This is a genomic window from Kitasatospora sp. NPDC001132 (genome assembly GCF_053598415.1).
The window spans coordinates 42845-67364 of sequence record NZ_JBSFKF010000034.1; the positions used below are offsets into that span (position 1 = coordinate 42845).

Annotated in this window: 20 protein-coding genes and 1 tRNA gene; 4 read left to right on the forward strand and 17 right to left on the reverse strand. The window is 72.4% G+C overall.

The genetic code is table 11. The features are described from left to right. Positions 1–21 precede the first annotated feature (21 nt). The 8 genes from ACWDBE_RS32190 to ACWDBE_RS32225 all read right to left on the reverse strand — a co-directional run bounded on the left by ACWDBE_RS32190 (position 22) and on the right by ACWDBE_RS32225 (position 10987). Positions 22–2442: a hypothetical protein gene (locus ACWDBE_RS32190; RefSeq protein ID WP_449809697.1), complete on the reverse strand. Its 2421-nt coding sequence runs from the start codon at positions 2440–2442 to the stop codon at positions 22–24. 95 nt (positions 2443–2537) lie between these two features. Further along, positions 2538–3488 carry a glycosyltransferase family 2 protein gene (locus tag ACWDBE_RS32195; protein WP_392867389.1) on the reverse strand — a complete coding sequence of 317 codons (951 nt, stop codon included), beginning with the start codon at positions 3486–3488 and terminating at the stop codon, positions 2538–2540. 355 nt (positions 3489–3843) lie between these two features. Next, positions 3844–5037, reverse strand: coding sequence for an elongation factor Tu (tuf, locus tag ACWDBE_RS32200; protein ID WP_355253441.1), 1194 nt, complete (start codon positions 5035–5037; stop codon positions 3844–3846). Positions 5038–5235: 198 nt separating this feature from the next. Continuing rightward, positions 5236–7341 (reverse strand): elongation factor G, encoded by a 2106-nt coding sequence (gene fusA / locus ACWDBE_RS32205; RefSeq protein ID WP_449788168.1) that lies wholly within the window; start codon positions 7339–7341, stop codon positions 5236–5238. Positions 7342–7380: 39 nt separating this feature from the next. Next, positions 7381–7851 carry a 30S ribosomal protein S7 gene (gene rpsG / locus ACWDBE_RS32210; RefSeq protein ID WP_030055803.1) on the reverse strand — a complete coding sequence of 157 codons (471 nt, stop codon included), beginning with the start codon at positions 7849–7851 and terminating at the stop codon, positions 7381–7383. Positions 7852–7853: 2 nt separating this feature from the next. Next, on the reverse strand, positions 7854–8225 hold the full coding sequence (rpsL, locus tag ACWDBE_RS32215; protein ID WP_014144289.1) for a 30S ribosomal protein S12: 372 nt from the start codon (positions 8223–8225) through the stop codon (positions 7854–7856). A 376-nt stretch (positions 8226–8601) separates the two neighbouring features. Continuing rightward, positions 8602–10218, reverse strand: a complete 1617-nt coding sequence (locus tag ACWDBE_RS32220) for a DUF2142 domain-containing protein (protein ID WP_449809698.1) — start codon at positions 10216–10218, stop codon at positions 8602–8604. Positions 10219–10441: 223 nt separating this feature from the next. After that, the gene (locus ACWDBE_RS32225) at positions 10442–10987 is read right to left on the reverse strand and encodes a DUF1707 and DUF4190 domain-containing protein (RefSeq protein WP_449809699.1); all 546 of its coding nucleotides are present in this window, start codon (positions 10985–10987) and stop codon (positions 10442–10444) included. Between the two features lie 245 nt (positions 10988–11232). Here ACWDBE_RS32225 and ACWDBE_RS32230 point away from each other — a divergent pair, with 245 nt between their 5' ends. The 4 genes from ACWDBE_RS32230 to ACWDBE_RS32245 all read left to right on the forward strand — a co-directional run bounded on the left by ACWDBE_RS32230 (position 11233) and on the right by ACWDBE_RS32245 (position 16309). Further along, entirely contained in the window at positions 11233–12054 is an 822-nt protein-coding gene (locus tag ACWDBE_RS32230; protein WP_449788165.1) for an ABC transporter ATP-binding protein, read from the forward strand. Between the two features lie 20 nt (positions 12055–12074). Further along, the gene (locus ACWDBE_RS32235; RefSeq protein WP_449809700.1) at positions 12075–13697 is read left to right on the forward strand and encodes a transporter; all 1623 of its coding nucleotides are present in this window, start codon (positions 12075–12077) and stop codon (positions 13695–13697) included. 103 nt (positions 13698–13800) lie between these two features. Beyond that, positions 13801–15072, forward strand: coding sequence for a DUF2786 domain-containing protein (locus tag ACWDBE_RS32240; RefSeq protein ID WP_449788163.1), 1272 nt, complete (start codon positions 13801–13803; stop codon positions 15070–15072). Between the two features lie 124 nt (positions 15073–15196). Further along, on the forward strand, positions 15197–16309 hold the full coding sequence (locus tag ACWDBE_RS32245; RefSeq protein ID WP_449788162.1) for an ADP-ribosylglycohydrolase family protein: 1113 nt from the start codon (positions 15197–15199) through the stop codon (positions 16307–16309). Between the two features lie 26 nt (positions 16310–16335). Here the strand turns inward: ACWDBE_RS32245 and ACWDBE_RS32250 are convergent, their stop codons facing one another. The 9 genes from ACWDBE_RS32250 to ACWDBE_RS32290 all read right to left on the reverse strand — a co-directional run bounded on the left by ACWDBE_RS32250 (position 16336) and on the right by ACWDBE_RS32290 (position 24491). Beyond that, positions 16336–17655: a serpin family protein gene (locus ACWDBE_RS32250; protein ID WP_449809701.1), complete on the reverse strand. Its 1320-nt coding sequence runs from the start codon at positions 17653–17655 to the stop codon at positions 16336–16338. A gap of 66 nt (positions 17656–17721) precedes the next feature. Beyond that, positions 17722–18720, reverse strand: coding sequence for an ADP-ribosylglycohydrolase family protein (locus tag ACWDBE_RS32255; RefSeq protein ID WP_449788160.1), 999 nt, complete (start codon positions 18718–18720; stop codon positions 17722–17724). Between the two features lie 19 nt (positions 18721–18739). Beyond that, positions 18740–19954: a cytochrome P450 gene (locus tag ACWDBE_RS32260; RefSeq protein ID WP_449788159.1), complete on the reverse strand. Its 1215-nt coding sequence runs from the start codon at positions 19952–19954 to the stop codon at positions 18740–18742. 89 nt (positions 19955–20043) lie between these two features. After that, on the reverse strand, positions 20044–20784 hold the full coding sequence (locus ACWDBE_RS32265) for an SIR2 family NAD-dependent protein deacylase (protein WP_449809702.1): 741 nt from the start codon (positions 20782–20784) through the stop codon (positions 20044–20046). 79 nt (positions 20785–20863) lie between these two features. Then, positions 20864–21490, reverse strand: a complete 627-nt coding sequence (locus ACWDBE_RS32270; RefSeq protein ID WP_449788157.1) for a hypothetical protein — start codon at positions 21488–21490, stop codon at positions 20864–20866. A 114-nt stretch (positions 21491–21604) separates the two neighbouring features. Further along, entirely contained in the window at positions 21605–22285 is a 681-nt protein-coding gene (locus ACWDBE_RS32275) for a response regulator (protein ID WP_392867426.1), read from the reverse strand. Then, complete coding sequence (locus ACWDBE_RS32280; protein WP_449788156.1) at positions 22282–23490, reverse strand: sensor histidine kinase; 1209 nt, start codon at positions 23488–23490, stop codon at positions 22282–22284. The genes ACWDBE_RS32275 and ACWDBE_RS32280 overlap by 4 nt, the downstream gene beginning before the upstream one ends. A 79-nt stretch (positions 23491–23569) precedes the next feature. Then, positions 23570–24244 (reverse strand): DUF4097 family beta strand repeat-containing protein, encoded by a 675-nt coding sequence (locus tag ACWDBE_RS32285; RefSeq protein WP_449788155.1) that lies wholly within the window; start codon positions 24242–24244, stop codon positions 23570–23572. Positions 24245–24417: 173 nt separating this feature from the next. After that, positions 24418–24491, reverse strand: a tRNA-Met gene (locus ACWDBE_RS32290). Positions 24492–24520: the final 29 nt, after the last annotated feature.

Here is a 24520-nt window from a genome sequence, read left to right on the forward strand (position 1 = left end):
CCCACTGCTTCGTTCGTCGGGTCAGGAGAGCTCGTACACGGCCACCCGGCCGTTGTCGAACACCTGCTTGGCGAGGTTCCTGAGCTGCGGCGACTCCTCGCCCGCCTTCCGCTGGACCACCAGGTAGCGGACCTTGTGATCACGGTGCAGCCGCTTCAGGATGTCCGGCGTCGGCGCGTAGAACGCGGCCTCGTTGAGCTGGAACAGCTCGGTGTCCCAGAACGGCGAGCCGGAGGCCGACGCCCCGTTCGCGGTGGCCATCAGCCTCGGTGCGTAGGCCCAGCCCTCGATCAGGACCGAGCGCTCCGAGTAGCCGCTGAGCCAGTGCGAACGGTAGTTGGCGCACGGCAGGCCGTCCGCGTAGTCCTCGTACTGCCAGCAGTGGCTGTTCGTCGCCAGGATGTCCGAGGGCTCGCTGTGCGAGCGGATCCAGCGGGCGGCGTTCACCTGGCTCGCCGGCATCACCCAGCTGCCGTCCCACATCATCTCCTGAGCCTGGACGGCGTCGAGGGCCAGGCCCGGGGTGCCGAGCGTCAGTCCGGCGGTCAGCAGGACGACCCCGCCCCGGCGCCGCAGGCCGCGCGCCCCCCGGGAGAGCAGCCGCCAGAGCAGCCCCAGGAGGAGCGCCAGCACCGCGAACGCGGCCGCCACGCTCAGCGCCGGCAGCAGCGGCGTGTACGGCTCGGTGCCGGTGCCGTCGCCGGTGTGCTCGTGCAGGAAGGTCTCCCAGGTCGCCGAGTACCGGTACGAGAGCCAGGTGAGCAGCCCGGTCAGGGCCACCGCGCCGACGGCCAGGGCGGCCTTGCCGGCCCTGGGCAGCCTGGCCCGCTCGAAGGCCTCGCAGTACCCCCAGGCGGACAGCACCGCCCCGAAGGGCATCGCGGAGATGGTGAAGTAGCTGGCGTTGTAGCCGTTGACCACCAGGTAGGCCGCCGGTCCGGCCACCGCCGCGCCGAGCAGGAACCACTGCGCCGGCTCCAGCCGGAGCCGGCGGCGCCACAGCAGCGGCACCGCGCCCAGGAGCTTGATCTGGTGGTTCAGGAAGAAGGCGATCAGGACGGCCACGACCAGGCCGCTCTGGGCCAGCACCGGCCGGCCCTCCAGGGGTTCGGCCCAGTACTTCTGGATGTTGCCGAAGGGGATGACCTCCAGGCCGTAGCTCTCGAAGTCGAAGATCACCGCCGTCGCGAAGAGCTGCGCTCCCGCGATGGCCCCGCCCAGCCCGACGACCGTCCAGGGGATGCGCCTGCTCCTGATCACGACCGCCAGACCGGCGACGGCCAGACCCGCGAGGGCCACCGGGAGGGTGCTCGCCTTGGCCGCGCTGGAGGCGGTCGCGAACATCGCCGTCAGGACGAAGACGCCCCGCCCGAACTGCGGTGCCTGGAACGGCCCGTCCTCGCCGCCCGGACGGGCGACCCGGCGGAGCCCGTCGGCGACCACGCCGACCAGCGCGATCAGCAGCGGCTGGCTGTACGTCAGCGACATGCTCGACCAGGACATCAGCCGGACGGCCGGCGCGCCGAAGGTCCAGCTCATCACGGTGTTCGGGTAGACCGCGGTGAACTCCCCCACCGCGAAGAGCAGCAGCGCGGCCAGCGGTCCCGCCCACGCCCGACCGGTGATCCGCTGGGCAACCACGGTCATGATCAACACACCGAGCGCGGCGAACGCGGGGACGAGCAGCCTGGTCTCGACCACCGGCAGGTCGATGTGGCCGACCATGTCGGTCATCGCCATGTGCGCGAACGTGAACCAGTGGTAGTGGAGCGGCTCCCCCGCCACCTGCGGCACGGTCAGCGGCACGTGCTGCTTGGCGTCCGCCGCCAGCGACAGCATGTACGGCATGTCGCCGAACAGCCGGGACCGCTCGTCCGTCGCCAGGACCGGGAACTTCGACAGGAAGACCTGGTAGTAGTACAAGCTGGTCAGGCCCACCACCGCGGCCGTCGACCAGGAACAGCCGAGGGACAGCCGCCGGTAGCCACTGGGTCGCCAGTGCCGGCGCAGGCCCGGGACGAGCGCGAACGGGACGACCACCGCGAGCGGCCAGCCGACGGCCACCGACTGCAGGCCGGCGCGGACGAGGACCGCCCACGCCGCCAGTTCCAGCACCAGCCCGGTCACCGCGCCGAAGACCAGGTCCTCCAGCAGGGTGTGCGGACGCCTGCGCAGGGCCCGGAAGACCAGGGTGCCCGGGAGCACCACGCCCCAGCCCGCGTAGAAGGTGTACCGGGCGATGTCGCCGACCCTGGTGTCCGCGGCCAGCAGCAGCCCCACCAGGAGCAGGTAGGCCGAGACGGCGGGCAGGAAGCGCCAGAGGACGTGCGCCCCGGAGCCCCCGTCCGTCGTGCCGCCGGACAGCCCGCCGGACGGCGCCGGGACCCCCGGACGTCCTCCGGTGGCCGGGGCGGCTCCGGTCGCGGTGCTGTTCGTATGCATGGTGTCCGTTCTCTCGTCCGAGCTCACAGCTCGCAGCACGGCAGCCTGGCGGAGGCCGGCCGCGGTCCGTCGACCGGCGGCGGAACGACTCCGGGTCAGCCCGTGTAGGAGGCGCTGCGACGAGCCGTCGCGGGGTCGGGCCCGTCCGCCGAGTCGTAGCCGACGAAGTAGGCCGGTCTGGCCTGGGCCGCCGAGTAGATGCGCCCGACGTACTCACCCAGCAGACCCATGCAGACGAGCTGGACGGCGCCGAGGAACAGCATGCCCATGAACAGCGAGGACCAGCCGGGGACGGTCTTGTCGAGCGCGTACGCGACCACGGTGTAGACACCGAGGGCGAAGCAGACCAGGAAGCTCAGCAGACCGAGCCAGGTGGCGAGCCGCAGCGGGCTCGCCGAGAAGTTGGTGACGCTGTCGACGGCCAGGCGGACCATCTTGGACAGCGGGTAGTGGGTCGAACCGGCGACCCGCTCCTCGCGCACGTAGACGACCTCGCCGCTCGGGAATCCGAGCCACGGCACCAGCAGCCGGTAGACCGGCTGGTGCTCGGGCATCGCCTTGAGCGCGTCCACCGCGGCGCGGCTGAGCAGGCGGAAGTCGCCGGCCTGGTTCGGCATCTTCTTGCCGACGAGCTTGCGCATCAGCCAGTAGTAGCCACCGGCGGTGCGGCGCTTGAAGACCGTGTCGGTGCCGCGGTCGCCGCGAACGCCGTAGACCACGTCGAGGCCCTGCTCCCGCGCGAGCGAGAGCATCTCGGGGATCTTCTCCGGCGGGTCCTGGAGGTCGGCGTCGATGGAGACGACGTAGTCGCCGAAGGCGCGGTGGATGCCGGCCGTCAGCGCGGCCTGGTGCCCGGAGTTGCGGGCGAAGCGGACGATGCGGAACTCCGGCCAGTCCTGGCGGATCTTCTGCATCAGCACCGGGGTGGCGTCGGTGCTGCCGTCGTCGATGCCGACCACCTCGTACGTGATCCCCAACCCGTCGAGGATCGGGCGCAGGCGGTGCACGGTCAGCGGCAGCGCCTCCTGCTCGTTGTAGATCGGCATGACGACCGACAAGAGCGGCGCCGGCTCGCCGGCCGACCCGGCTCCCTGATCTCCTGCGTTGAGCATCCTTCTTCGCCTGTCCCCATGTGATCCGAAAGCGGTTGGGAGGCATGGACCGCCGAGTCGACCCCACCGGCCGGAACCTTCTCCCTCCGCACCCGGAGCATCGCGGACGGCGGCGAGGGAGAGCCAATGAGCGGCAGGATAGCAGTCTGCTCTGAGCCCACTCTCAACGGACCTGTTACCTGATCGCCGTCGATTCGATATCCCGACACGCCGAAGGGCCCCGCTCACTCGGAGTGCGCGGGGCCCTTCGGACCGAGCCTGTACGAGGCAGGCAGGTCAGAGCGTCAGATTACTTGACGATCTTGGTGACCTGGCCGGCGCCGACGGTGCGGCCACCCTCACGGATGGCGAACTTCAGGCCCTCCTCCATGGCGACGGGCTGGATCAGCGCGACGGTCATGGCGGTGTTGTCGCCCGGCATGACCATCTCGGTGCCCTCGGGGAGGGTCACGACGCCGGTCACGTCCGTGGTACGGAAGTAGAACTGCGGGCGGTAGTTGTTGAAGAACGGGGTGTGGCGGCCACCCTCGTCCTTCGACAGGATGTAGGCCTGGGCCTCGAAGTCGGTGTGCGGGGTAACCGAACCCGGCTTGATGATGACCTGGCCGCGCTCGACGTCCTCGCGCTTGATGCCACGGAGCAGCAGACCGACGTTCTCACCGGCCTGGCCCTCGTCGAGCAGCTTGCGGAACATCTCGATGCCGGTGACCGTGGTGGTGGTCTTGGTCTCCTTGATGCCGATGATGTCGACAGTCTCGTTGACCTTGAGGATGCCGCGCTCGATACGACCGGTGACGACGGTGCCACGACCGGTGATCGTGAAGACGTCCTCGATCGGCATCAGGAACGGCTGGTCCACGGCGCGGGCCGGGGTCGGGATGGCCTCGTCGACGGCGTGCATCAGGCCGAGGAGCTTCTCGCCCCACTCCTTGTCGCCCTCCAGCGCCTTCAGCGCGGAGACGCGGACGACCGGCAGGTCGTCGCCCGGGAACTCGTACTCGGAGAGCAGCTCGCGGACCTCGAGCTCGACGAGCTCCAGGATCTCCTCGTCGTCCACCATGTCGGCCTTGTTCAGGGCGACGACGATGTACGGAACGCCGACCTGGCGGGCCAGGAGGACGTGCTCCTTGGTCTGCGGCATCGGGCCGTCGGTGGCGGCGACCACGAGGATGGCGCCGTCCATCTGGGCGGCACCGGTGATCATGTTCTTGATGTAGTCGGCGTGACCCGGGCAGTCGACGTGGGCGTAGTGGCGCGCCTCGGTCTGGTACTCGACGTGCGCGATCGAGATGGTGATACCGCGCTGACGCTCCTCCGGGGCCTTGTCGATCTGGTCGAACGGCGTGAAGGGGTTGATCTCCGGGTACGCGTCGTGCAGCACCTTGGTGATGGCCGCGGTCAGCGTGGTCTTGCCGTGGTCGATGTGACCGATGGTGCCGATGTTGACGTGGGGCTTCGTCCGCTCGAACTTCGCCTTCGCCACTGAGTCCTCCTGAGGACAGTTCCTGTACGCCGTGCTGACGCCAGTTGGTCTGAAATCGGTTTTGGTGCGGGTTGTCCGGAGGACATCCCGTGCCGTCCCGCTGCTGGGGGGGCCGGAGGCCCCGGGAGGATCCGACCGGATCCTCCCGGATTCCTCCTAATAGCCTAAGGCTTCGCAATCGTCCCGATTATCGGGACGTCACTCGCCCTTGGCCTTGGCGATGATGTCGTCCGCCACGTTCTTCGGAACCTCGGCGTACGAGTCGAACTGCATCGAGTAGCTCGCGCGACCAGAGGTCTTGCTGCGCAGGTCACCGACGTAGCCGAACATCTCGGAGAGGGGCACCAGCGCCGAGACGACGCGGGCACCGTGACGCTCGTCCATGGACCGGATCTGGCCACGACGAGAGTTGATGTCGCCGATCACGTCGCCCATGTAGTCCTCGGGCGTGGTGACCTCGACGGCCATCATCGGCTCGAGAAGGACCGGCTTGGCCTTCTTCGCGCCTTCCTTGAAGGCCATCGAACCGGCGATCTTGAACGCGAGCTCGGAGGAGTCGACGTCGTGGGCCTGGCCGTCGAGCAGGCTCACGCGGACACCCTGCAGCGGGTAGCCGGCGAGGATGCCGAACTCCATGGCCTCCTGGCAACCGGCGTCGACCGACGGGATGTACTCCCGGGGGACGCGGCCACCGGTGACCTTGTTGACGAACTCGTAGCCCTCGGCCTGCTCGAGCGGCTCGATCGCGATCTGCACCTTGGCGAACTGACCGGAACCACCGGTCTGCTTCTTGTGGGTGTAGTCGATGCGCTCGACCGCCTGGCGGATGGTCTCGCGGTACGCGACCTGCGGCTTGCCGACGTTGGCCTCGACCTTGAACTCACGGCGCATACGGTCGACCAGCACCTCGAGGTGCAGCTCGCCCATACCCGCGATGATGGTCTGGCCGGTCTCCTCGTCCGTGTTGACCTGGAAGGACGGGTCCTCCTCGGCGAGACGCTGGATGGCGACACCCAGCTTCTCCTGGTCACCCTTGGACTTGGGCTCGATCGCGACGCGGATGACCGGGGCCGGGAAGTCCATGGACTCCAGGATGACCGGGTTCTTCTCGTCGGACAGCGTCTCACCGGTGGTGGTCTGCTTCAGGCCCATGACGGCGATGATGTCGCCGGCGCCCACCGACTCGATCTCCTCACGCTTGTTCGCGTGCATGCGGTAGATCTTGCCGATGCGCTCCTTCTTGCCCTTGACGGCGTTCAGCACCGAGGTGCCGGACTCCAGGCGGCCCGAGTAGACCCGGACGAAGGTGAGCTTGCCGAGGTGCGGGTCCGACATGATCTTGAACGCGAGCGCGGCGAGCGGCTCGTCGTCCGAGGCCTTGCGGGAGATCTTGACGGTGTCGTCGCCCGGCTTGGTGCCCTCGATGGACTCGATGTCCAGCGGGGACGGCAGGTACTTGACGACCGCGTCGAGCAGGGGCTGGACGCCCTTGTTCTTGAAGGCGGTACCGCAGAAGATCGGGGTGAAGTCCGAGTTCAGGGTGCCCTTGCGGATCGCGGCCTGCAGCAGCTCGACCGGGATCTCCTCGCCCTCGAGGGCGAGCTCCATGATCTCGTCGCTGACGTTCGAGACCGTGTCGATGAGCGCCTCGCGGTACTCGTCGGCCTGCTCCTGCAGGTCGGCCGGGATGTCGACGATGTCGTACATCTCGCCCTTGGCGGCCTCGGCGGACCAGACCAGCGCCTTCATGCGGACCAGGTCGACAACGCCCTGGAAGTCCGACTCGGCACCGATCGGGAGCTGCATGACCAGCGGGGTGGCGCCGAGGCGGTCCACGATGGTCTGGACGCAGAAGAAGAAGTTCGCGCCCGTGCGGTCCAGCTTGTTGATGAAGCAGATGCGCGGGACGCCGTAGCGGTCAGCCTGCCGCCACACGGTCTCGGACTGGGGCTCGACACCGGCGACACCGTCGAACACCGTCACGGCACCGTCGAGGACGCGCAGCGAACGCTCCACCTCGACGGTGAAGTCGACGTGACCCGGGGTGTCGATGATGTTGATCGTGTTGTCGACGTCGTCGACCGTCCAGTGACAGGTCGTCGCGGCCGACGTGATCGTGATGCCGCGCTCCTGCTCCTGCTCCATCCAGTCCATGGTGGCAGCGCCATCGTGGACCTCACCGATCTTGTACGAGACACCGGTGTAGAACAGGATCCGCTCGGTGGTGGTGGTCTTGCCCGCGTCGATGTGCGCCATGATCCCGATGTTGCGGACCCTGGCGAGGTCAAGGGAGGTTGCAGCCATGGTGGCTCGTTCTCTCTCTGTCTAGTGACGGGGTACGGACTACCAGCGGTAGTGCGCGAAGGCCTTGTTGGACTCGGCCATCTTGTGGGTGTCCTCGCGACGCTTCACGGAAGCGCCCAGGCCGTTGCTGGCGTCGAGGATCTCGTTCATCAGGCGCTCGGTCATGGTCTTCTCGCGACGGGCGCGGGAGTAACCGACCATCCAGCGCAGCGCCAGGGTGCTGGCGCGGCCCGGACGGACCTCGACCGGAACCTGGTAGGTCGCGCCACCGACACGGCGGGACTTGACCTCGAGGGCCGGCTTGACGTTCTCCAGCGCGCGCTTCAGCGTCACGACCGGGTCCGAGCCGGTCTTCTCACGGACGCCCTCGAGGGCGCCGTAGACGATCCGCTCGGCGGTGGAGCGCTTGCCGTGCAGCAGGATCTTGTTGACCAGCTGGGTGACGACCGGGGAGCCGTAAACCGGGTCGATGATGACCGGGCGCTTCGGGGCGGGGCCCTTACGAGGCATTCTTACTTCTCCTTCTTGGCGCCGTAGCGGCTGCGAGCCTGCTTGCGGTTCTTGACACCCTGGGTGTCGAGCGAACCGCGGATGATCTTGTAGCGGACACCAGGAAGGTCCTTCACACGACCACCGCGCACCAGCACGATGGAGTGCTCCTGCAGGTTGTGGCCCTCGCCCGGGATGTAAGCGGTGACCTCGATCCCGCTGGTGAGGCGCACACGGGCGACCTTGCGGAGAGCCGAGTTCGGCTTCTTCGGGGTGGTCGTGTACACACGCGTGCAGACCCCACGGCGCTGCGGGGAGCCCTTCAGCGCGGGAGTCTTGTTCTTCTCGACCTTGTCCTGCCGGCCCTTTCGGACCAGCTGCTGGATCGTAGGCACCGTTTCTCCGTTTTCTGTGTGCCAAGGCTTGGTGAAACTAACCTGCGGTGTCTCCCTCGCACCCGGCCCCGTGGTCGACCCACGCGGTCGGGTGTGTTGGGCTTGTTACGACACGGAATCCCATGGCTGATGTACAGCGACGGCGCTCTACGCGCGGCGCGCTGGGAGGCGCTCCGGCTCGGCGCGGCGACCGGTGTGCATGCACGCACAAGGACCCGGGGACACCCCAGGCACAAGGTCAGAGCGTACCTAGCGCATCGGGCGCGGTCAAAACAAATGCAACGCCGCAGGTCGCGGGGCCTGGCCTCGAAACGGGACGGGAACCGGCGCCGGTGCCGCCCATATCACGGCCGAGAGCCCCCCGCAGGGCGAAACCCTACGCCTCCGCGCGGGCGGCGGCGAGCGGGGTGCTCCCGTCGTCGGCACCGTCCCCGGACGTCCCGGCCGACGCCGACTCGTCCTGCGGCCGGTCCGTCCCCTTCCGGTCCGACAGGGCGACGAGCAGCCCCAGCGCCAGCACGCCCGCCCCGTACACCAGCACCCAGGGCTGCCAGCCCACGAACGGCGGCGACCAGTGGGCCGGGCTGATGAAGAACGAACCGCCGGTACCGACCGTGTTGCGGCGCAGCGCCCAGATGAACCCCGCGAAGTCGGCCAGGGCCAGCGCGAAGGAGCAGAGCACCATCAGCCGGCGCCAGGCGAAACCGCCCCGCGGCAGCCGCTCGTGGCAGATCGCGGCGCACACGATCGGCAACCCGACGGCGAACGGGAGCAGGTAGCGGCCCTGCCAGATCATGCCGACCTTCTGCGCCTGCATGGCCTGGGCCACCAGGGGTATGGCCACGATCCCGACCAGGATCCCCAGGACGGCCAGGGTGTCCCTGAGCCGCGCGTAGCAGAGCGCCAGCAGCACCAGGGCGATCGCCACGGCGCACCACAGCAGCAGCGTCGCGGCCGGGGGCTCGGCGTCCAGCCAGCCGAAGTAGCCGATCATCTGCTTCATGTACAGCAGACCGTTGTCGAAGGTCTGACGGGCCGCGGACAGCGGGGTGAAGTTGCTCGGGGCGTTGATGGTCGAGTTGTCCGGATGGGTCGAGGACCAGACGAGGGCCACGCCGGCCGAGACCGCGGCCACGGCGCCCCAGGCCCAGGTCGCCCGATGGCGCAGGATGTCGCCCAGCACGCCCCTGCGCCCGAGCAGCAGGGCGAAGAAGACCGCCCCGCTGAGCCAGATCAGGCCCAACGGCCGGATGCTGATCAGCACCACCGCGCCGATGCCGAGCCGGGCGACGCGGCGGCTCAGGAGCTGCGGGTCCGGGTTCATCAGCAGCGCCACGGCGGAGCTCCAGACCAGGATGCCCGCGGCGATCTCCGGGCCGCTCGGGTTGACCACGCCGAACATGAACAGCGACATCGGGGTGGTGGCCGCCACCACGCCGAGGATGCTGAGGGACCGCCGGCGCCACTCGGCCGCCGAGACCACCGCGCTCGCCACCAGGGCGGAGCAGATCGCGGCCGAGATCAGGCGCATCAGGTAGAAGGCCGTCTTGCCGGGGAGCAGCAGGCTGGGCCAGCCGACGGCGAAGTAGTACGCCGGGTGGTAGCGACCCGCCGAGGTGGTCACCTCGGCCGTCCCGGAGCGCTGCTTGAGCGGGGGCGCGCAGTCGGCCGACTGCCAGGACTTGAAGGCGTAGCACCAGTGGGTCTCCGCGAGGTCCTCGTAGATCCGCGGGAGCACCACCCCGCTCTCGGCCCAGTAGCCCTGGATCCCGCCGACCGTGTGCGGGGTCATGACCTCCTCGCCGTTGACCTGGCCCCGGGCGACCGCGCCCGCCCGGATGATGTGCGCGGGTTCGTCGGGCGCGCCGCCGATCGGAGTCGTCAGCGACCAGGAGGCGCTCAGCGCGAAGAGGATCGCGAACGCGACCGCCCACAGCCGCCGGGGTGAGGACGCGAGCCGCTCGGCGATGCTCTTGACGGCAGTGATCATCATCTGGAAATGGGCCTTCGGGGTCGGTCCGAACTCGGCGTGCGGCGCCCACGGCCGGGCGCGGTGGGTGCTCGCATCGACGAGATGTAACAGGCAACGGTCAGCCATGGACGAGAAGACCGTACCGAACCGAGCCCTGAGGGACTAATGGCACCCTCCCGGTGGAGGCCCGCCGAGTCGGTCCGGCCCGGTGCGGTCCACCGACGACGGAGGCGGTACCAGCGGGTCAGACGGTACCCAGCAGGATCAACAAGGTCCAGAAAGCGGTGCCCATGTAACCGATGACCAGGCCGAGGACGGCCGCCCAGTCGCCGTCCATGTTGCGCTGGCGGATCTGCGACCGGGCGATGTGGCCGGTGACCACGGCGGGCAGCGAGACGCAGACCAGGCTGAGCACCAACGACGTGACCGCGAGCACATTGGTGGGGCGGGGCGGCGGCGGGGGCGGCGGGAGGAAGGTCGCCGGGACCGGCTGCGGCGCGGTCATCGGCGGCGCCGTCATCGGCCCGGAAGGCAGGTCGGCCACCAGGGCGGCCAGCTGGCCGTAGGTCTGCGCCCCGGCCGCCGCCTCGTGGCGCTGCTCGTACTCCTGGATGGTGAGCCGTCCCTCGGCGAACGCGGCCTTGAGGACGTCCAGCGTGCGGTCCCGGTCGGCGTGGCCCGCCCGCATCACGGCCTGCGGGGACACCGGGGGCGCCGGCTGCCAGCCCGCCGCCGGCTGCCTGCCGGGCGGATAGCCGGAACCGGGCTCGCCCCATCGTTGTACGGACATCCGCCACCTCCCGGTAGCGCGGCACCCCCGCGCACGTCACTGCTCACTCATAGTGCAGGACGAACGACGGGACCGGGTAGTTGCCGAATCGGACCAGTGACAGGGAAGAGGACGTCGGGGCGGCGCGCCTGGGCCGTTCGGCGGACGGTCTCAAGGGATGCTCAACTCGGGCGACAGCCCGTTCGAGCAATGCCAGGCTGGTCCCCAGCCACGACGATGTCCCACCACGAGCAGAGAAGGCCGCCATGCAGGCGTCAGCGCCGCCGTCCTCCGACCTCCCCGGACCGGGAACCCAGTCCGCCGTCAGCATCCAGGGGCTCTGGAAGCACTTCGGCACCCAGGCAGCCGTGGCCGGGCTGAGCCTGGAGCTTCCGGCCGGGGCGTTCGTCGGCCTGGTCGGGCCGAACGGCGCCGGCAAGACCACCACGCTGTCGATGGTCACCGGGCTGCTCCGGCCCGACCAGGGCACCGTCCTGGTCCACGGCACCGACGTGTGGGCGGACCCGGTCACGGTCAAGGCCCGAATAGGCATCCTGCCCGAGGGCCTGCGGATGTTCGAGCGGCTCAGCGGGCGCGAGCTGCTCCAGTACACCGGGCGGCTGCGCGGCCTGCCCGGCGCCGAGGTGGACCGGCGGGCCGAGGAGCTGCTGGCCGTCCTGGACCTCGGCCGGGACGCCGACAAGCTGGTCGCCGACTACTCCACCGGCATGCGCAAGAAGATCGGCCTCGCCGCCGCCCTGCTGCACAACCCGGACGTGCTGTTCCTGGACGAACCCTTCGAGGGCGTCGACCCGGTTTCCGCCCAGACCATCCGCGGCGTGCTCAAGCGGTACGCGGCGGCCGGTTCCACGGTGGTGTTCTCCAGCCACGTGATGGAGCTGGTCGAACAGCTCTGCGACTGGGTCGCGGTGGTCAACGCCGGCCGGGTGATCGCCCAGGGCCCGCTGGACTCCGTCCGGGGCGGGCGCAGCCTGCACGAGGCCTTCCTGGAGCTGATCGGCGTGCGCGAGGACGACGGGCAGGTGCTCGGCTGGCTCGGCGGCGGCCAGGCCGGAGTCGACCGGTGAGGGGCGGGGTCACGGCTCCGGTGACGGGCGGAGTCACGGCTCCGGTGCCGGACGGGCGGACGGTGGTCCGTGCCCTGGTGGCGCTCAAGCTGCGGCTGCTGCGCAACGGGCTGCGGCGCAGCCCCGGCCGGACCACCGTCTACGTGATCGGCGGCGTCGTGGGCCTGGCCTTCGCGGCCGGCATCGCCGTCGCGATGGCCGCGCTGAACGGGCGGTACACCGGCTCCGGGGACGCCGGGGTGATGCTGCTCGGCGTGCTGACCCTGGGCTGGGCCGCGCTGCCGCTGTTCCTCTTCTCCAGCGACGAGAGCGCCGACCCGACCCGGCTGACCATGCTGCCGCTGCGGCCCGGCCCGCTGCTGCGCGGCTCGCTGCTGGCCGCCCTGATCGGGCCGGGGCCGCTGATCACCCTGGTGCTGGTCACCGGCGCGGTGCTGGCCGGCGCGGCGGGAGGCGCCTCGGCCGCGGTCGCGGTGGCGGGCGTGCCGCTCGCGGTGCTCTGCCTGGTCACGCTCTCCCGGGCGGTCGCGGCGGGCAACGCCCGGATGCTCTCCAGCCGCCGCGGCAAGGACTTCGCGATCTTCGGCGGGCTGGCCTTCGCGCTGCTGGTGCAGGTCGCCAACGTCGGCTCGCAGAGCATCCTCGGCCGCCGGGGCGGGCCGATCGACCTCACCCCGCTGAAGCCGATCGCCTCCGTGCTGCGCTGGATCCCGCCGATCAGCGCGGCGGACGCGCCGCGCACCGCGGGCGAGGGCCGGTACGGGCTCGCGCTGCTCCAGCTCGCCGCGACCGCCGCGCTGCTGGCGCTGCTGCTGCGCTGGTGGCGGCGGAGCCTCCAGGAGCTGATGGTGACGGCCGACTCCTCCACCCTGGAGGTGGCCCGCGGGGTGCGCAACGCGCGCGGGTGGGGCTTCCTGCCCCAGGGGCGGACCGGCGCGGTGATGCAGCGCCACCTGCGGTACGCCTGGCGCGAGCCGCGGGCCAAGGCGGCGCTGTTCACCAGCATCGGGATGACGCTGGTGATCTGCGTGCTGTCGATGGTCCAGGGCTGGGCGAGCGTGTACCTGCTGGCGATGACCGGGGTGTTCCTCGGGCTGCAGATGCTCAACCTGTTCGGCATGGACGGCTCGGCGTTCTGGATGGTCGCCGCCACCCTGCGCACCCCGGCCGACGCCCGGTCCGAGCTGCGCGGCCGGGCGTACGCGGTGCTGTCGTACGCCGTCCCGGTGACGGTGGTGCTCGGGCTGGTGCTGGCGGCCGTCACCGGCCGGTGGGGCGAGCTGCCGTCGGCGCTCGGCCTGGCGCTGGCGCTGCTCGGCTGCGGGATCGCGCTGGGCTCGATGTTCAGCGTGCTGGCGCCGTACACCATGCCGGCCGACAGCAACCCGATGCGCAACGCCGCCCCGGGGCAGGGCGGGCTGATCCTGCTCAACCAGTTCGGCTCGATGTTCGGCGTCACGGTGCTGGCGCTGCCGGTCGGCGGCTACCTCGCCTGGGCGCTGGCCTCGGACGGGCCGAGCTGGCCGGTGCTGCTGATCGGCCCGCTCTACGGCGCCCTGGTCGCGGCGCTGGGCGTGCGGATGGCGGCGAGCCGGCTGCTGGAGCGCACGCCGGAGATCCTGGCCAAGGCCATCGAGCGCTGAGCCGGGCCGCCGCACCGGCCCGGCCCGCTCCCCGGCGGGTTCCCGCCACGGCTCCGGCATCATGGGCAGGAGGCCGGACCGTCGAGGAGAGCAGGGACAGACTGTGGGCGAGCGCGCGCAGCAGGCCGGGACCGCCGGACCGCTGCTGGAGCAGGCGGTGCGGTCGGTGCTGACGGCCCCCGAGGACGCACTGGACCTCGCCCTGGACACCGGGGCGTCGCTGCTGGCCGCCTCGGCCGGGCAGTGGCCCGAGGTCGGCCGGGCGCTGCTCGGCCACGCGGACACCGCCGTCGGCCGCTGCTGGTCCGCCGGGTGGCGGCCGGCCGACCTGGTCCGGGTGGTGCGGCGCGAGCTGAAGCCCGTCCACCTGGCCCTCGCGGTGGACCTGATCGCCGCCGAGGGCCGCCGCCACCCGGCGGCCGCCCTGGACCGGCGCTGGCTGGAGCAGCTGCGCGAGCTGGAGGCCGAGGTGTGGTGGTCCGGCGACGAGGAGTACCTCGGTGCCTTCGCCGACCGGCACCGGCTGGACCGCTTCGCGCTCGCCACCGCCGTCCTGGAGCTGCTGCGCACCTGGGGCCGGCTGCCGCCGATCGCCCCGGTGGGGCCCGCCCCCGGGCAGGCCGTGCGGCCGCGGCGCTCGGCGCCTGCGGCCGGCGAGCCGCGGATGCTGGCGCGGATCCGGGCGCTGCTGGCCAAGGCCGAGTCCACCGAGTACCCGGAGGAGGCCGAGGCGCTGACCGCCAAGGCCCAGCAGCTGATGGCCCAGCACAGCATCGACGAGGCACTGCTGGCCGTGGACGGCACCGACCGCGACACCCCGGCGGCGCTGCGGATCGGGGTGGACAACCCGTACGAGGGCCCCAAGACGATGCTGCTGGACGCGGTCGCGGCGGCCAACCGGTGCCGGGTGGTGTGGGCGAAGGAGTTCGGCTTCTGCACCGTGGTCGGCTTCGACGGCGACCTGGACGGCGTCGAGTTGCTCTACACCTCGCTGCTGGTGCAGGCCACCCACGCGATGAACAAGGCGGGCTCCCGCAGGGACTCGCGCAGCAAGGCGTTCCGGCAGTCCTTCCTGGTCGCGTACGCGGCGCGGATCCGGGAGCGGCTGACCGCCGCGACCGAGCGCGCCACCAGCGCCGCCGCGGCCGGGCGGCACCTGCGCGAGGACGGCACCGAGGAGCAGCTGCTGCCCGACGAGCGGCTGCTGCCCGCGCTCGCCGCCCGCTCCGAGGCGGTGGACGAGGAGGTCGGCCGGCTGTTCCCGAAGCTGGTCTCGCAGCGGGTGCGGGTCAGCGACGGGGTGGGCTGGGCGGCCGGACGCGCCGCCGCCGACCGGGCCACGCTGCACGGGCGCGCCGGGGCGATCCGCCACTGAGGGCGCCGGTGGGCCCGGCCGGCCCCACCGGTCCCGGCCCGACCCGCGCAAGATCCACAAGAGCCGCCCCGCTTCCCGGGGACCTGATAGAACGTAGTCCGCCAGGAACGAAGGGGGACTCGACGTGACGGAACCGGCGGCGGAATCGGGGTACCGGGACCGGGTGCGCGGAGCACTGCTCGGTGGAGCGATCGGCGACGCGCTGGGCTGGCCGGTGGAGTTCCAGCAGCTCCACCAGATCCAGGACCGGTACGGGCCGCAGGGCGTGACCGCGCTGCCGGCCGGGCCCGGACCGGTCGAGGTGACCGACGACACCCAGATGACGCTGTTCACCGCCGAGGGTCTGATCCGCGGCTTCGTCCGCGGCTGGACGGGCGGCGGCGGCTCGGTGCCGGAGGCCGTGCACGGCGCCTACCGCCGCTGGCTGCGGACCCAGTACCAGGGCGCGCCGGACACCGAGCCGCAGCCCCACCCGTACGACGGCTGGCTGCTGAGCCGGCCCTTCCTGTACGCGCGGCGGGCGCCGGGCAACGCCTGCCTGAGCGGGGTGTCCGAGCACCCGGTGTTCGAGGCGCCGTCGGCGATCGGGCTGACCGGGCCGATCAACCCGGGCTCCAAGGGCTGCGGCACCGTGATGCGCTCGGCGCCGTTCGGGCTGGCCCGGCTGGGCGTCGAGCAGTCCTTCGGACTGGCGGTGCAGTGCGCCCAGCTCACCCACGGCCACCCGACCGGCTACCTCGCGGCGGGCGCCTTCGCGGCGCTCATCGAGCGGCTCGCGGACGGCACCGAGCCGTGGGCGGCGGTCGGCGAGACGGTGGAGCAGATCCGCGAGCTGCCGAGCTCCAAGGAGACCGTCCAGGCGCTGGCCCGGGCGGTGCGGCTCGCCCAGGAGGCCGAGCCGGCCGCGGAGACGGTGGAGCGGGTCGGGCTCGGCTGGGTCGCCGAGGAGTGCCTGGCCATCGCGGTGTACTCGCTGCTGGCGGCCACCCTGGACCCCGACCCGGTGCGCACCGCGCTGCTGCTGTCGGTGAACCACTCCGGGGACAGCGACTCGACCGGCGCGGTCTGCGGCAACCTGGTCGGGGCCGCGTACGGCGCGGCGGCGCTGCCCGCCGAGTGGGCCGGGGCGGTCGAGGGCCGGGCGGAGCTGCGGCAGGTCGCCGACGACCTGCTGGTGCTGTTCGGCAGCCGCGACCCGCTGCACCCCGGGCTCGGCGGGCGCTACCCAGCCTGGTAGCGCGGGCGCGAGTGTGAGGACGGGCCCTACGGCGCCTGCGGGTCGGTGACCTGGCCGAGGAACAGCGGCGCCCCGCTCCGGGTGTCCCGGATCAGGAACAGGAACGGCCGGTCGAGGTGCATCTCGACCGGCCGTTCGACGTTCGGCGCCACCGCCACGTCGATCCCGGCACCGCTGCCGGCCGCCGCGACCGTGCCCTGCTCGCCGACCTCGATGGTGGCCTTCTGCACCACGGTGCCGACGGCCAGCGGGTCCTTGGCGATGCCGCCGAAGTCGGCCCGGTCGAAGGCCGCCTCCACCCCGAGCGAGCGCAGCGCGGGGGTGAGTTCCTTCGAGGTGCCGAAGTGGAAGCGCGGCAGCCGGAGGTCGACCGGCCGCTCGGTGAGCGCGCCGAGGATGCGGTCCAGCTGGGGCTGGTCCAGGCCCTTGGCGAAGGCGGTGAAGCCGCCCTGCCCGGGGAGGATCAGGTCCATCGCCAGCCCGCCGTCCGCGTATGGCAGTTCGACGGCCTGCCAGGGCTCGCCGACGATCCCGCCGGAGCCGTCGGCGTACTTGAACTCCCCGGTCTGGCCCATCGTGGGGACGGCCGGGGTGGACCCGTCGAGCTTGTGGAACGGGCGGTCGGCGGTGTGCGAGGGCTTGAAGGCGGAGGCCCACTCGGCCTTGAGGTACAGCGCGTCGGTGAGCACCAGCCGGGTGTTCGAGGTGATCGCGTCCCGGCCGAACAGGTCCTTGATCCGGCCGTCGGTGGCCTTCTCCACGGCCGCGTTGACGGTTCTGCGGGCCCCGTCCGGGTTCTTGGCGAAGTCGGCCTGGTGCACGCCGGTGTCGAAGGCGGCGGCGAGGGTGGCCAGGTAGTCCGGTTCCACGGCCAGGCCCTGCTGCGTCCAGAGGTCGTCGCTGCGGCGCAGTGTGAGCTTGCCGGTGGCCGGGACCGGCCGGTTCAGCGCGCCGGTGGCGTAGGCGTACTGCCGCGGGTCGAGCCCGGTGTGCAGGGCCTTGGCCAGTTCCCCGGCGGTGGTGCCGCGGGCACCGGGCAGCAGCATGGCGAGCAGGGTGGCCAGGCCGGACGGGGAGACCACCAGGTTGCTCCCGGCGGCGTCCGGCTGGGCGGTCAGGGCGTGCAGGAGGTCCAGGCCGAAGGCGTCGGTGGCCGCCGCGGTGGCGGCCACCTGGGCCGGGTCCACGGCCGGCCGGCTCGCGGGCGCGGACGCCCGGAGCTCCACGGGCGCGGCGGCTCCGGTGCTGCCGCAGCCGGCGAGCAGCGGCGCGGCGAGCGCGGCCGCGAGGAGCAGCGCCGCCGGGCGGCGGGGGGTGCGACGGGGTGCGGTGCTGCGGTTCGTCATGGCCCTTCGACGCGCCGCCCCGCCGACCGGTTCCGCCCGGCCCGCCCCGCCCGGCGGGGCCCCGGATCAGTCCCAGAGCGCCCCGAACTCCAGCAGTTCGTCCCGGTGCTCGATCCGCTCCACCCAGTCGGCCGGCCAGGCCGCCTCGCCGTGGTGGGCGCCCGCGAAGGCGCCGGTCAGGCAGGCCAGCGAGTCGGAGTCGCCGCTGGAGTACGCGGCCCGGCGGACGGCCGCCACCGGGTCGTCGGGCAGCAGCAGGAAGCAGAGCAGGCCGGTGCCGAGGGCCTCCTCGGCGATCCAGCCCTCCCCGGTGGCCAGGCAGGGGTCGGCCTCGACGTCGGGCGCGGCGAGCGCGGCGTCCAGTCGGTCGAGCACCGTGAGGCACTCCTCCCAGCCCCGGGCCGTGCCGGCCTGCGGGGAGGGGTCGTGCCAGCGGTCGGCGAGGTCGCCGAGCCAGAACTCGTCGTACCGCTCCCGGCTCGCCAGCGCGTACGCCCGCAGCGCCGCGGGCAGGTCGGCCGGCCGGACGCCCTCGGCCAGCCGCCGCACGGCGTACGCGGTGAGGTCGCCGGCGGCGAGGGCGGTCGGGTGGCCGTGGGTGAGCGCGGACTGCAGCTGGGCGGCGCCGGAGAGCTGCCGGGCGTCCAGGCCGCGGACCAGTCCGACCGGGGCGACCCGCATGTTGGCGCCGCAGCCCTTGGAGCCGACGTCGCTGGCCTGCTGCCAGCGGTGCTCGGGGTGGCTGAGCCGCTGACAGGCGCGCAGGCAGGTCATGCCGGGGGCGCGGTTGTTCTGCGGGGAGCGCCACCAGTCGACGAACTCCTCGCGGACCGGTCGCTCCAGCCGCAGCGGGGTGAGCGGCCCGCGCTCCAGGGCGGTGCGCAGGCCACGGGCGAGGGCGAGCGTCATCTGGGTGTCGTCGGTGACCAGCGCCCGCTCGGGCAGCGGGAGTCGCCGCCAGTCGGGATGGTTCCAGGCGATCTCCTCGACCTCGTGGAACTCGGTCTCCTTGCCCAGCGCGTCCCCGATCGCCAGACCCAACAGCGCCCCCGTCGCCTTGCCCACGGCAGCTCCCCCTCCTCCGTCACACCTCGACCAGCAGCTCCCTGAGCCCGCGGATCACGTAGCCCGGGTTCCACTCGGGCTCACGGACCAGCCGCAGGCCCGGGGCCCGGCGCAGCAGCGTGCCGTAGGACTCGGTGAGCTCCAGTCTGGCAAGCGGGGCGCCGAGGCAGAAGTGGATTCCCGCGCCGAAGGTGATGTGCGGGTTGTCGGTGCGGCCGAGGTCGAGGCGGTCCGGGTCGGCGAAGCGCTCGGGGTCGCGGTTGGCGGAGCCGAAGAGCAGGGCGATCTCGGCGCCGCGCGGGATGGTGACGCCCCGGACCTCGATGTCCTCCAGCACCCAGCGCTCGAACATCTGCAGCGGGGTGTCCCAGCGCATCAGCTCCTCGACGGCGGTGGGCAGCAGCTCGTCGACCGAGCCGCGCAGCCGGGCGAGCTCCCCGGGGTTTCGGAACAGCGCCCACCAGCCGTTGCCGGTGGTGTTGACGGTCGCCTCGTGGCCGGCGTTGAGCAGCAGCACGCAGGTGGAGATCATCTCCTGCTCGCTGAGCGCGTCGGAGCCCTCCTGGGCCTGGATGAGCGCGCTGATCAGGTCCGTCCCCGGGTTCGCCCGGCGCTCGCGGATCAGGGTGCGCAGGTAGTCGGAGAACTCGATGCTGGCGGTGACGGCCCGGCGGGCGACCTCCTCGCTCGGGTTGAGCTCGAACATCCCGGTGATGTCGGCGGACCACGGCCGCAGCAGGTGCCGGTCGCCCTCCGGCACGCCGAGCATCTCGGCGATCACGGCGACGGGCAGCGGCTCGGCGACGGCGGCGATCAGGTCGCCGCCGCCGGCCGCGAGCAGCTCGTCGACCAGTTCCCCGGCCAGCCGGCGCACGGTGGGGCGCAGGCCCTCGACCATGCGCGGGGTGAAGGCCTTGGAGACCAGCCGGCGCAGCCGGGTGTGGTCCGGCCCCTCGAGGTCCAGCAGCCCGTGGTCGTTCAGGGTGTGGAAGGGCTCGTGCGCCGGGTCGGGCGCGGTGCGGCCGAACTCCTCGTGGCTGAAGCGGTGGGTGTAGGTGCGGCCCAGTCGCCGGTCGCGCAGCAGGGCGCTGACGTCCTCGAAGCGCGAGACGAGCCACTGGTTCGTCGGCTCGAAGTACGTCACCGGCGCGTGCTCGCGCAGTTCGGCGTACGCGTCGTACGGGTGGGCCACGAACTCCGCCGACCAGGGGTCGAACTTCGCCGTCGTCGTCATCGGTCGATCACTCCAGGCCAGAAGGGGGAAGCCGGAACGATCATCGTACGCACGCGGTACATCCGGGAATACGACCTTCCGGCCCCTGATCAGGCCCATTCCCGTACAAGTCGGCGCACCAGCTTCGGCAGCGCCTCCGAGATCGGCTCCCGGATCACCTCGGCCGCGGCCTCGTCGTACGGGGTGGGCTCGCCGTTCACGATGATCAGCTTCGCCCCGGTCTTCACCGCGTTGTACGGCAGCGCCGCCACCGGGAACACCTGGAGGCTGGTGCCGACCGCGATGAAGACGTCGCAGGCCCGGACGATCGCGTCGGCCTGACCGAGCACCTCCGGGTCCAGGTTCTCGCCGAACATCACGATGTTCGGCTTGAGGATCCCCCCGCACTCCCGGCACTCCGGGTCCGGCTCCCCCGCCTCGACCCGCGCCAGCGCCTCCGCCATCGGGCCGACCATCCGACAGCGCAGGCACTGCGTCTCCCGGAGGTTGCCATGCAGCTCCAGCACCTTGCGGGCGGTCAGCCCGGACTTCTGGTGCAGCCCGTCGATGTTCTGGGTGAGCACCCGCGTCGGCAGCCCGGAGCGCTCCAGGTCGACCAGCGCGCGGTGCCCGGCGTTCGGCTCGGCGGCCGGGGCGGCCGTCTCCAGCCGCATCCGCCAGGCCCGCCGGCGCACCCGCGGATCGTCCAGGTACGGCTCGATGGTGACCAGCTCCTGCGCCGACGGGTCCTTCTGCCACAGCCCCTTCGGGCCGCGGTAGTCGGGGATGCCGGAGTCCGTCGAGATGCCCGCGCCGGTGAGCACGGCGACCAGGGGGCGCTTCGCGTTCATACCCCGGACGGTACGGCCGACGGCCCGCCGGCGGCCACCGAAAATCCGGCGGGGGCCGTTTCGGGCCGAAGCGCGCGGATCAGGCCAGCGCGGCCCGCGGCGCGGCGGCCGGGCGGGCCAGCGGGGCCAGGGCGAGCAGGTAGCAGGCGGCGGCGAGCGGGACGAGGGCCAGGTCGACGCCGCTGGCCAGGGTGCCGAGCAGCACCAGCGCCGGGCTCCACCAGCGCAGCGTCCGGGAGCGGCCCGCCGCCGCCGCGGTCAGCAGCGCCAGCAGGCCGACGTAGAAGAGCAGCGGCCCGACCTGGTAGACGGCCGGCAGCACGCCGGGGACGCCCTGCACCCGGTCGAACAGCCGGGACTGCTCGGCCTTGTCCGCCGCCACCAGCCCGACGACCAGGTCGATGCCGATCTGCGCCAGCGAGCAGAGCAGCCCCGCGAAGGCCGTCCCCAGGGCCGCCCCGGCCCCGACCCGCCCGGCCGTGCCACGCGGGGCGAGCCGCCGGTGCAGGGCGAGCAGGACCGGGACGAACAGCAGCAGCCCGGCGAACATCGCCGCGTGGCCGGCCGTCCATCCGGGGCCCGGCGCCCGGGAGCCCGGCACCAGCCGGATGCCGCCGTAGAGCGCCATCAGCGCGGGGGCGCCGACGACGGCGTACGGGGTGAGGCGGGCGAGGCGGGTGGTGCGGGCGTCCGACGTGGCGTTCATCCTGACCTCCGGTGGTGTGGTCCGTTCCGACACCGCAGAGCCTGGCCGCCCGCGCCCTCGTCCCGGATCGCCCGCACCGGCGAAAGGGCCGCCTCCCTCGCACGGGGGAGCCCGTCAGGACTCCCCCGCCACCACCGCCCCGGCCTCGTACGCGAACACCACCGCGTGCACCCGGTCCCGCAGCCCGAGCTTGCTCAGCACATTGCTGACGTGCGTCTTCACCGTGTGCTCGCTGACCACCAGCTCGGCCGCGATCTCCGCGTTGGACAGCCCGCGCGCGATCAGCCGCAGCGTCTCCTGCTCGCGCAGGGTCAGCTGCTCCAGCAGCCGCGACGGCGGCCGCACCGCCCGCTCCGGCGCCCCCGGCCGGCGGGCCGCGAACTCGCCGATCAGCCGCCTGGTCACCGAGGGCGCGAGCAGCGCCTCCCCCGAGGCGACCATCCGCACCCCGTGCGCCAGGTCGTCCCGCCGGACGTCCTTGAGCAGGAAGCCGCTGGCGCCCGCGTACAGCGCGTCGAAGACGTAGTCGTCGATGTCGAAGGTGGTCAGCATGATCACCTTGGTGGCCGGGAACTCGGCGCACACCCGGCGGGCCGCCTCCAGCCCGTCCATCACCGGCATCCGGACGTCCAGCAGCAGCACGTCCGGGCCGTGCGCGCGCACCGCCTCGACCGCCTCGGCGCCGTCGCGGGCCTCGGCCACCACCTCGATGTCCGGCTGCGCGTCCAGGATCATCCCGAACCCGGCCCGCACCAGCTCCTGGTCGTCCGCGACGACCACCCGGATCGGCGTCATCCGCCCACTCCCTCCACCACTTCGCCCGTGCCCAGCGGCAGCCGGGCGCTCACCAGGAAACCCCTGCCCTCCGGGCCCGGCCCGGCCTCGGCCCGCCCGCCGCAGGCCGCCGCCCGCTCGCGGATGCCGACCAGCCCGCGGCCGCCGGACCAGCCGACCACGGTACGGCCGGCGGGCGCCGGCACCCCACGGCCGTTGTCCGAGACCACGACCTCCAGCACCTCCCCGGCCCGCCGGACCCGGATCGCCGCCCGGTCCGCCCCGGCGTGCTTGACCGTGTTGGTCAGCGCCTCCTGCACGATCCGGAACGCCGCCGCCTCCACGTCGGCCGGCAGCCGGTCCTGCTCCGCCGGGAGTTCGAGGTCCACCCGCAGCCCCGCCGCGCGCACCCGATCGGCCACCCCGGCGAGCTCGGCCAGCCGGGGCTGGGGCGCCAGCTGCCGGCCCGCCTCCGGGTCCTTCAGCACCCCGAGCACCCGCCGCAGCTGGACCATCGCGTCCCGGCCCGCGTCGGCGATGGTGTCGAACGCGCGGATCGCCCGGTCCGGATCGCTGCGCACCACCACCGGCCCGGCCTCGGCCTGGATCACCATCAGCGAGACGGCGTGCGCCAGGATGTCGTGCATCTCCCGGGCGATCCGGGCCCGCTCCTCCGCCACCGCCCGGGCCGCGTCGCTCGCCGCCCGCTCACCGGCCTCCCGGGCCCGCTCCGCCTGCACCCGGGCCAACTGCCGCTGGGCGCGCACCAGCGAGCCGAACACGAAGGAGCCGGCCGAGGTGAGCACGCTGAACAGCGCGCCGTTCGGCGAATGGGTGCCGATCACGTTGGCGACCACCACGAACGCCAGCACCGGCCAGCGCTGCCAGTCCGGGAAGCGCTCCGCCACGGTGTACATCCCGATCACCGCGTACAGCGGCAGCTGCGGGTTCGCCGAGTGCGCGAGCACCGTCACCAGCACCGCGGGCACGCTGCCCACGACCATGAGGGGCAGCGTGATCCGCCGCCGCCAGGGCAGGAACAGCGCGGTGGACACCGCCAGCAGGTAGACCCACCAGGGCCAGTCCGTGTCGTCGTGGTAGACCGACCAGACCGACACCACCGCCGAGCAGACCGCCAGGAAGGTGTCCAGGACGTACGGGCTCGGGCCGGTCGCCCACTCCCACCGGATCCGCCCCGTCCGCCACCGCGCCGCGCGCTCCACCACCGCACCTCCCCCGTAGCCGGGGACGCCGCCCCCGCGGAGAAGATCATGCCCCAGCGGCAGGACCTCCGGAACGGCCCGGTCAGGCACCGGTGACCGTCACACCGCCGGTGTCCGCCCGCGCGGTGATCCGGCGCTCCGCCCCCGGCTTCGACGGGATGCCCACCTCCACCCCGCCGACCGAGGCCCGGGCGTCCACCGCGTAGGCCTCCCCGGCCGGCACCCGCAGCCGCACCCCGCCGTTCGTGGTGCTCGCCTCGACCGTCGACGGCGCCACCGCGAAGTCGGCCCGCACCCCGCCGTTCACCGCGGTCAGCCGCACCTTCGGGGACCGCAGCCCGTCGGCCTCGACGCCGCCGTTGGTCACCTCGGCCTCCGCCTCGCCGGCCAGCCCGGACAGCCTGACGCCGCCGTTGCCCTGCTTGACCCGCACCTTGGTCCCGGCCGGCACCTGCACCGTGTAGCCGATCCCGCAGTGATCGCAGTCGTACGTCAGCTTCAGCACGCCGTCCGCCACCTCGTGGCTGCTCTTCGGTACGTCCCCCGAGTAGTTCTGCCGCTCGACCACGTGCACGCCGTCGCCGCCGCCGTTCACCACCACACCGCCGTTGATCCCCTCGACGACGAGTTCCCGGACCGGCTCCGCCACCCCGTAGCTCAGCGTCCGGTGCTCGTCCTCGCCCCCGAACGGCAGGCACCCCTGCATCCCCAGCACGACCCCCGCCGTGATCGCCACCGCGCCCAGCACCCGCTTCATCCCCGACCCCTTCGTGAGCCCTCGTCCCGACGCCGAGAACCCTCCCGCGGCCGCCTCCCCCGCCACCTCCCCCGCCGGAGCGGTTCCCGCCCCTCCCCCGCACGACGGAGTCGCCCGCCCCGGGAACGCCGAAGGGCCCGGAGGCTGAATGCCTCCGGGCCCTTCGTACTGAGTAGCGGGGACAGGATTTGAACCTGCGACCTCTGGGTTATGAGCCCAGCGAGCTACCGAGCTGCTCCACCCCGCGTCGGTGAACACGAGCTTACGTGACTTCGG

What these genes read in the sequence shown, in the direction of transcription:
- ACWDBE_RS32220 (WP_449809698.1), bottom strand. Translation starts at nt 10,218, where the DNA reads ATGATGATCACTGCCGTCAAGAGCATCGCCGAGCGGCTCGCGTCCTCA.
- ACWDBE_RS32260 (WP_449788159.1), bottom strand. Translation starts at nt 19,954, where the DNA reads ATGACGACGACGGCGAAGTTCGACCCCTGGTCGGCGGAGTTCGTGGCC.
- ACWDBE_RS32190 (WP_449809697.1), bottom strand. Translation starts at nt 2,442, where the DNA reads ATGCATACGAACAGCACCGCGACCGGAGCCGCCCCGGCCACCGGAGGA.
- ACWDBE_RS32230 (WP_449788165.1), top strand. Translation starts at nt 11,233, where the DNA reads ATGCAGGCGTCAGCGCCGCCGTCCTCCGACCTCCCCGGACCGGGAACC.
- ACWDBE_RS32275 (WP_392867426.1), bottom strand. Translation starts at nt 22,285, where the DNA reads ATGACGCCGATCCGGGTGGTCGTCGCGGACGACCAGGAGCTGGTGCGG.
- ACWDBE_RS32225 (WP_449809699.1), bottom strand. Translation starts at nt 10,987, where the DNA reads ATGTCCGTACAACGATGGGGCGAGCCCGGTTCCGGCTATCCGCCCGGC.
- ACWDBE_RS32265 (WP_449809702.1), bottom strand. Translation starts at nt 20,784, where the DNA reads ATGAACGCGAAGCGCCCCCTGGTCGCCGTGCTCACCGGCGCGGGCATC.
- fusA (WP_449788168.1), bottom strand. Translation starts at nt 7,341, where the DNA reads ATGGCTGCAACCTCCCTTGACCTCGCCAGGGTCCGCAACATCGGGATC.
- ACWDBE_RS32250 (WP_449809701.1), bottom strand. Translation starts at nt 17,655, where the DNA reads ATGACGAACCGCAGCACCGCACCCCGTCGCACCCCCCGCCGCCCGGCG.
- ACWDBE_RS32270 (WP_449788157.1), bottom strand. Translation starts at nt 21,490, where the DNA reads ATGAACGCCACGTCGGACGCCCGCACCACCCGCCTCGCCCGCCTCACC.
- rpsG (WP_030055803.1), bottom strand. Translation starts at nt 7,851, where the DNA reads ATGCCTCGTAAGGGCCCCGCCCCGAAGCGCCCGGTCATCATCGACCCG.
- ACWDBE_RS32195 (WP_392867389.1), bottom strand. Translation starts at nt 3,488, where the DNA reads ATGCCGATCTACAACGAGCAGGAGGCGCTGCCGCTGACCGTGCACCGC.
- ACWDBE_RS32285 (WP_449788155.1), bottom strand. Translation starts at nt 24,244, where the DNA reads ATGAAGCGGGTGCTGGGCGCGGTGGCGATCACGGCGGGGGTCGTGCTG.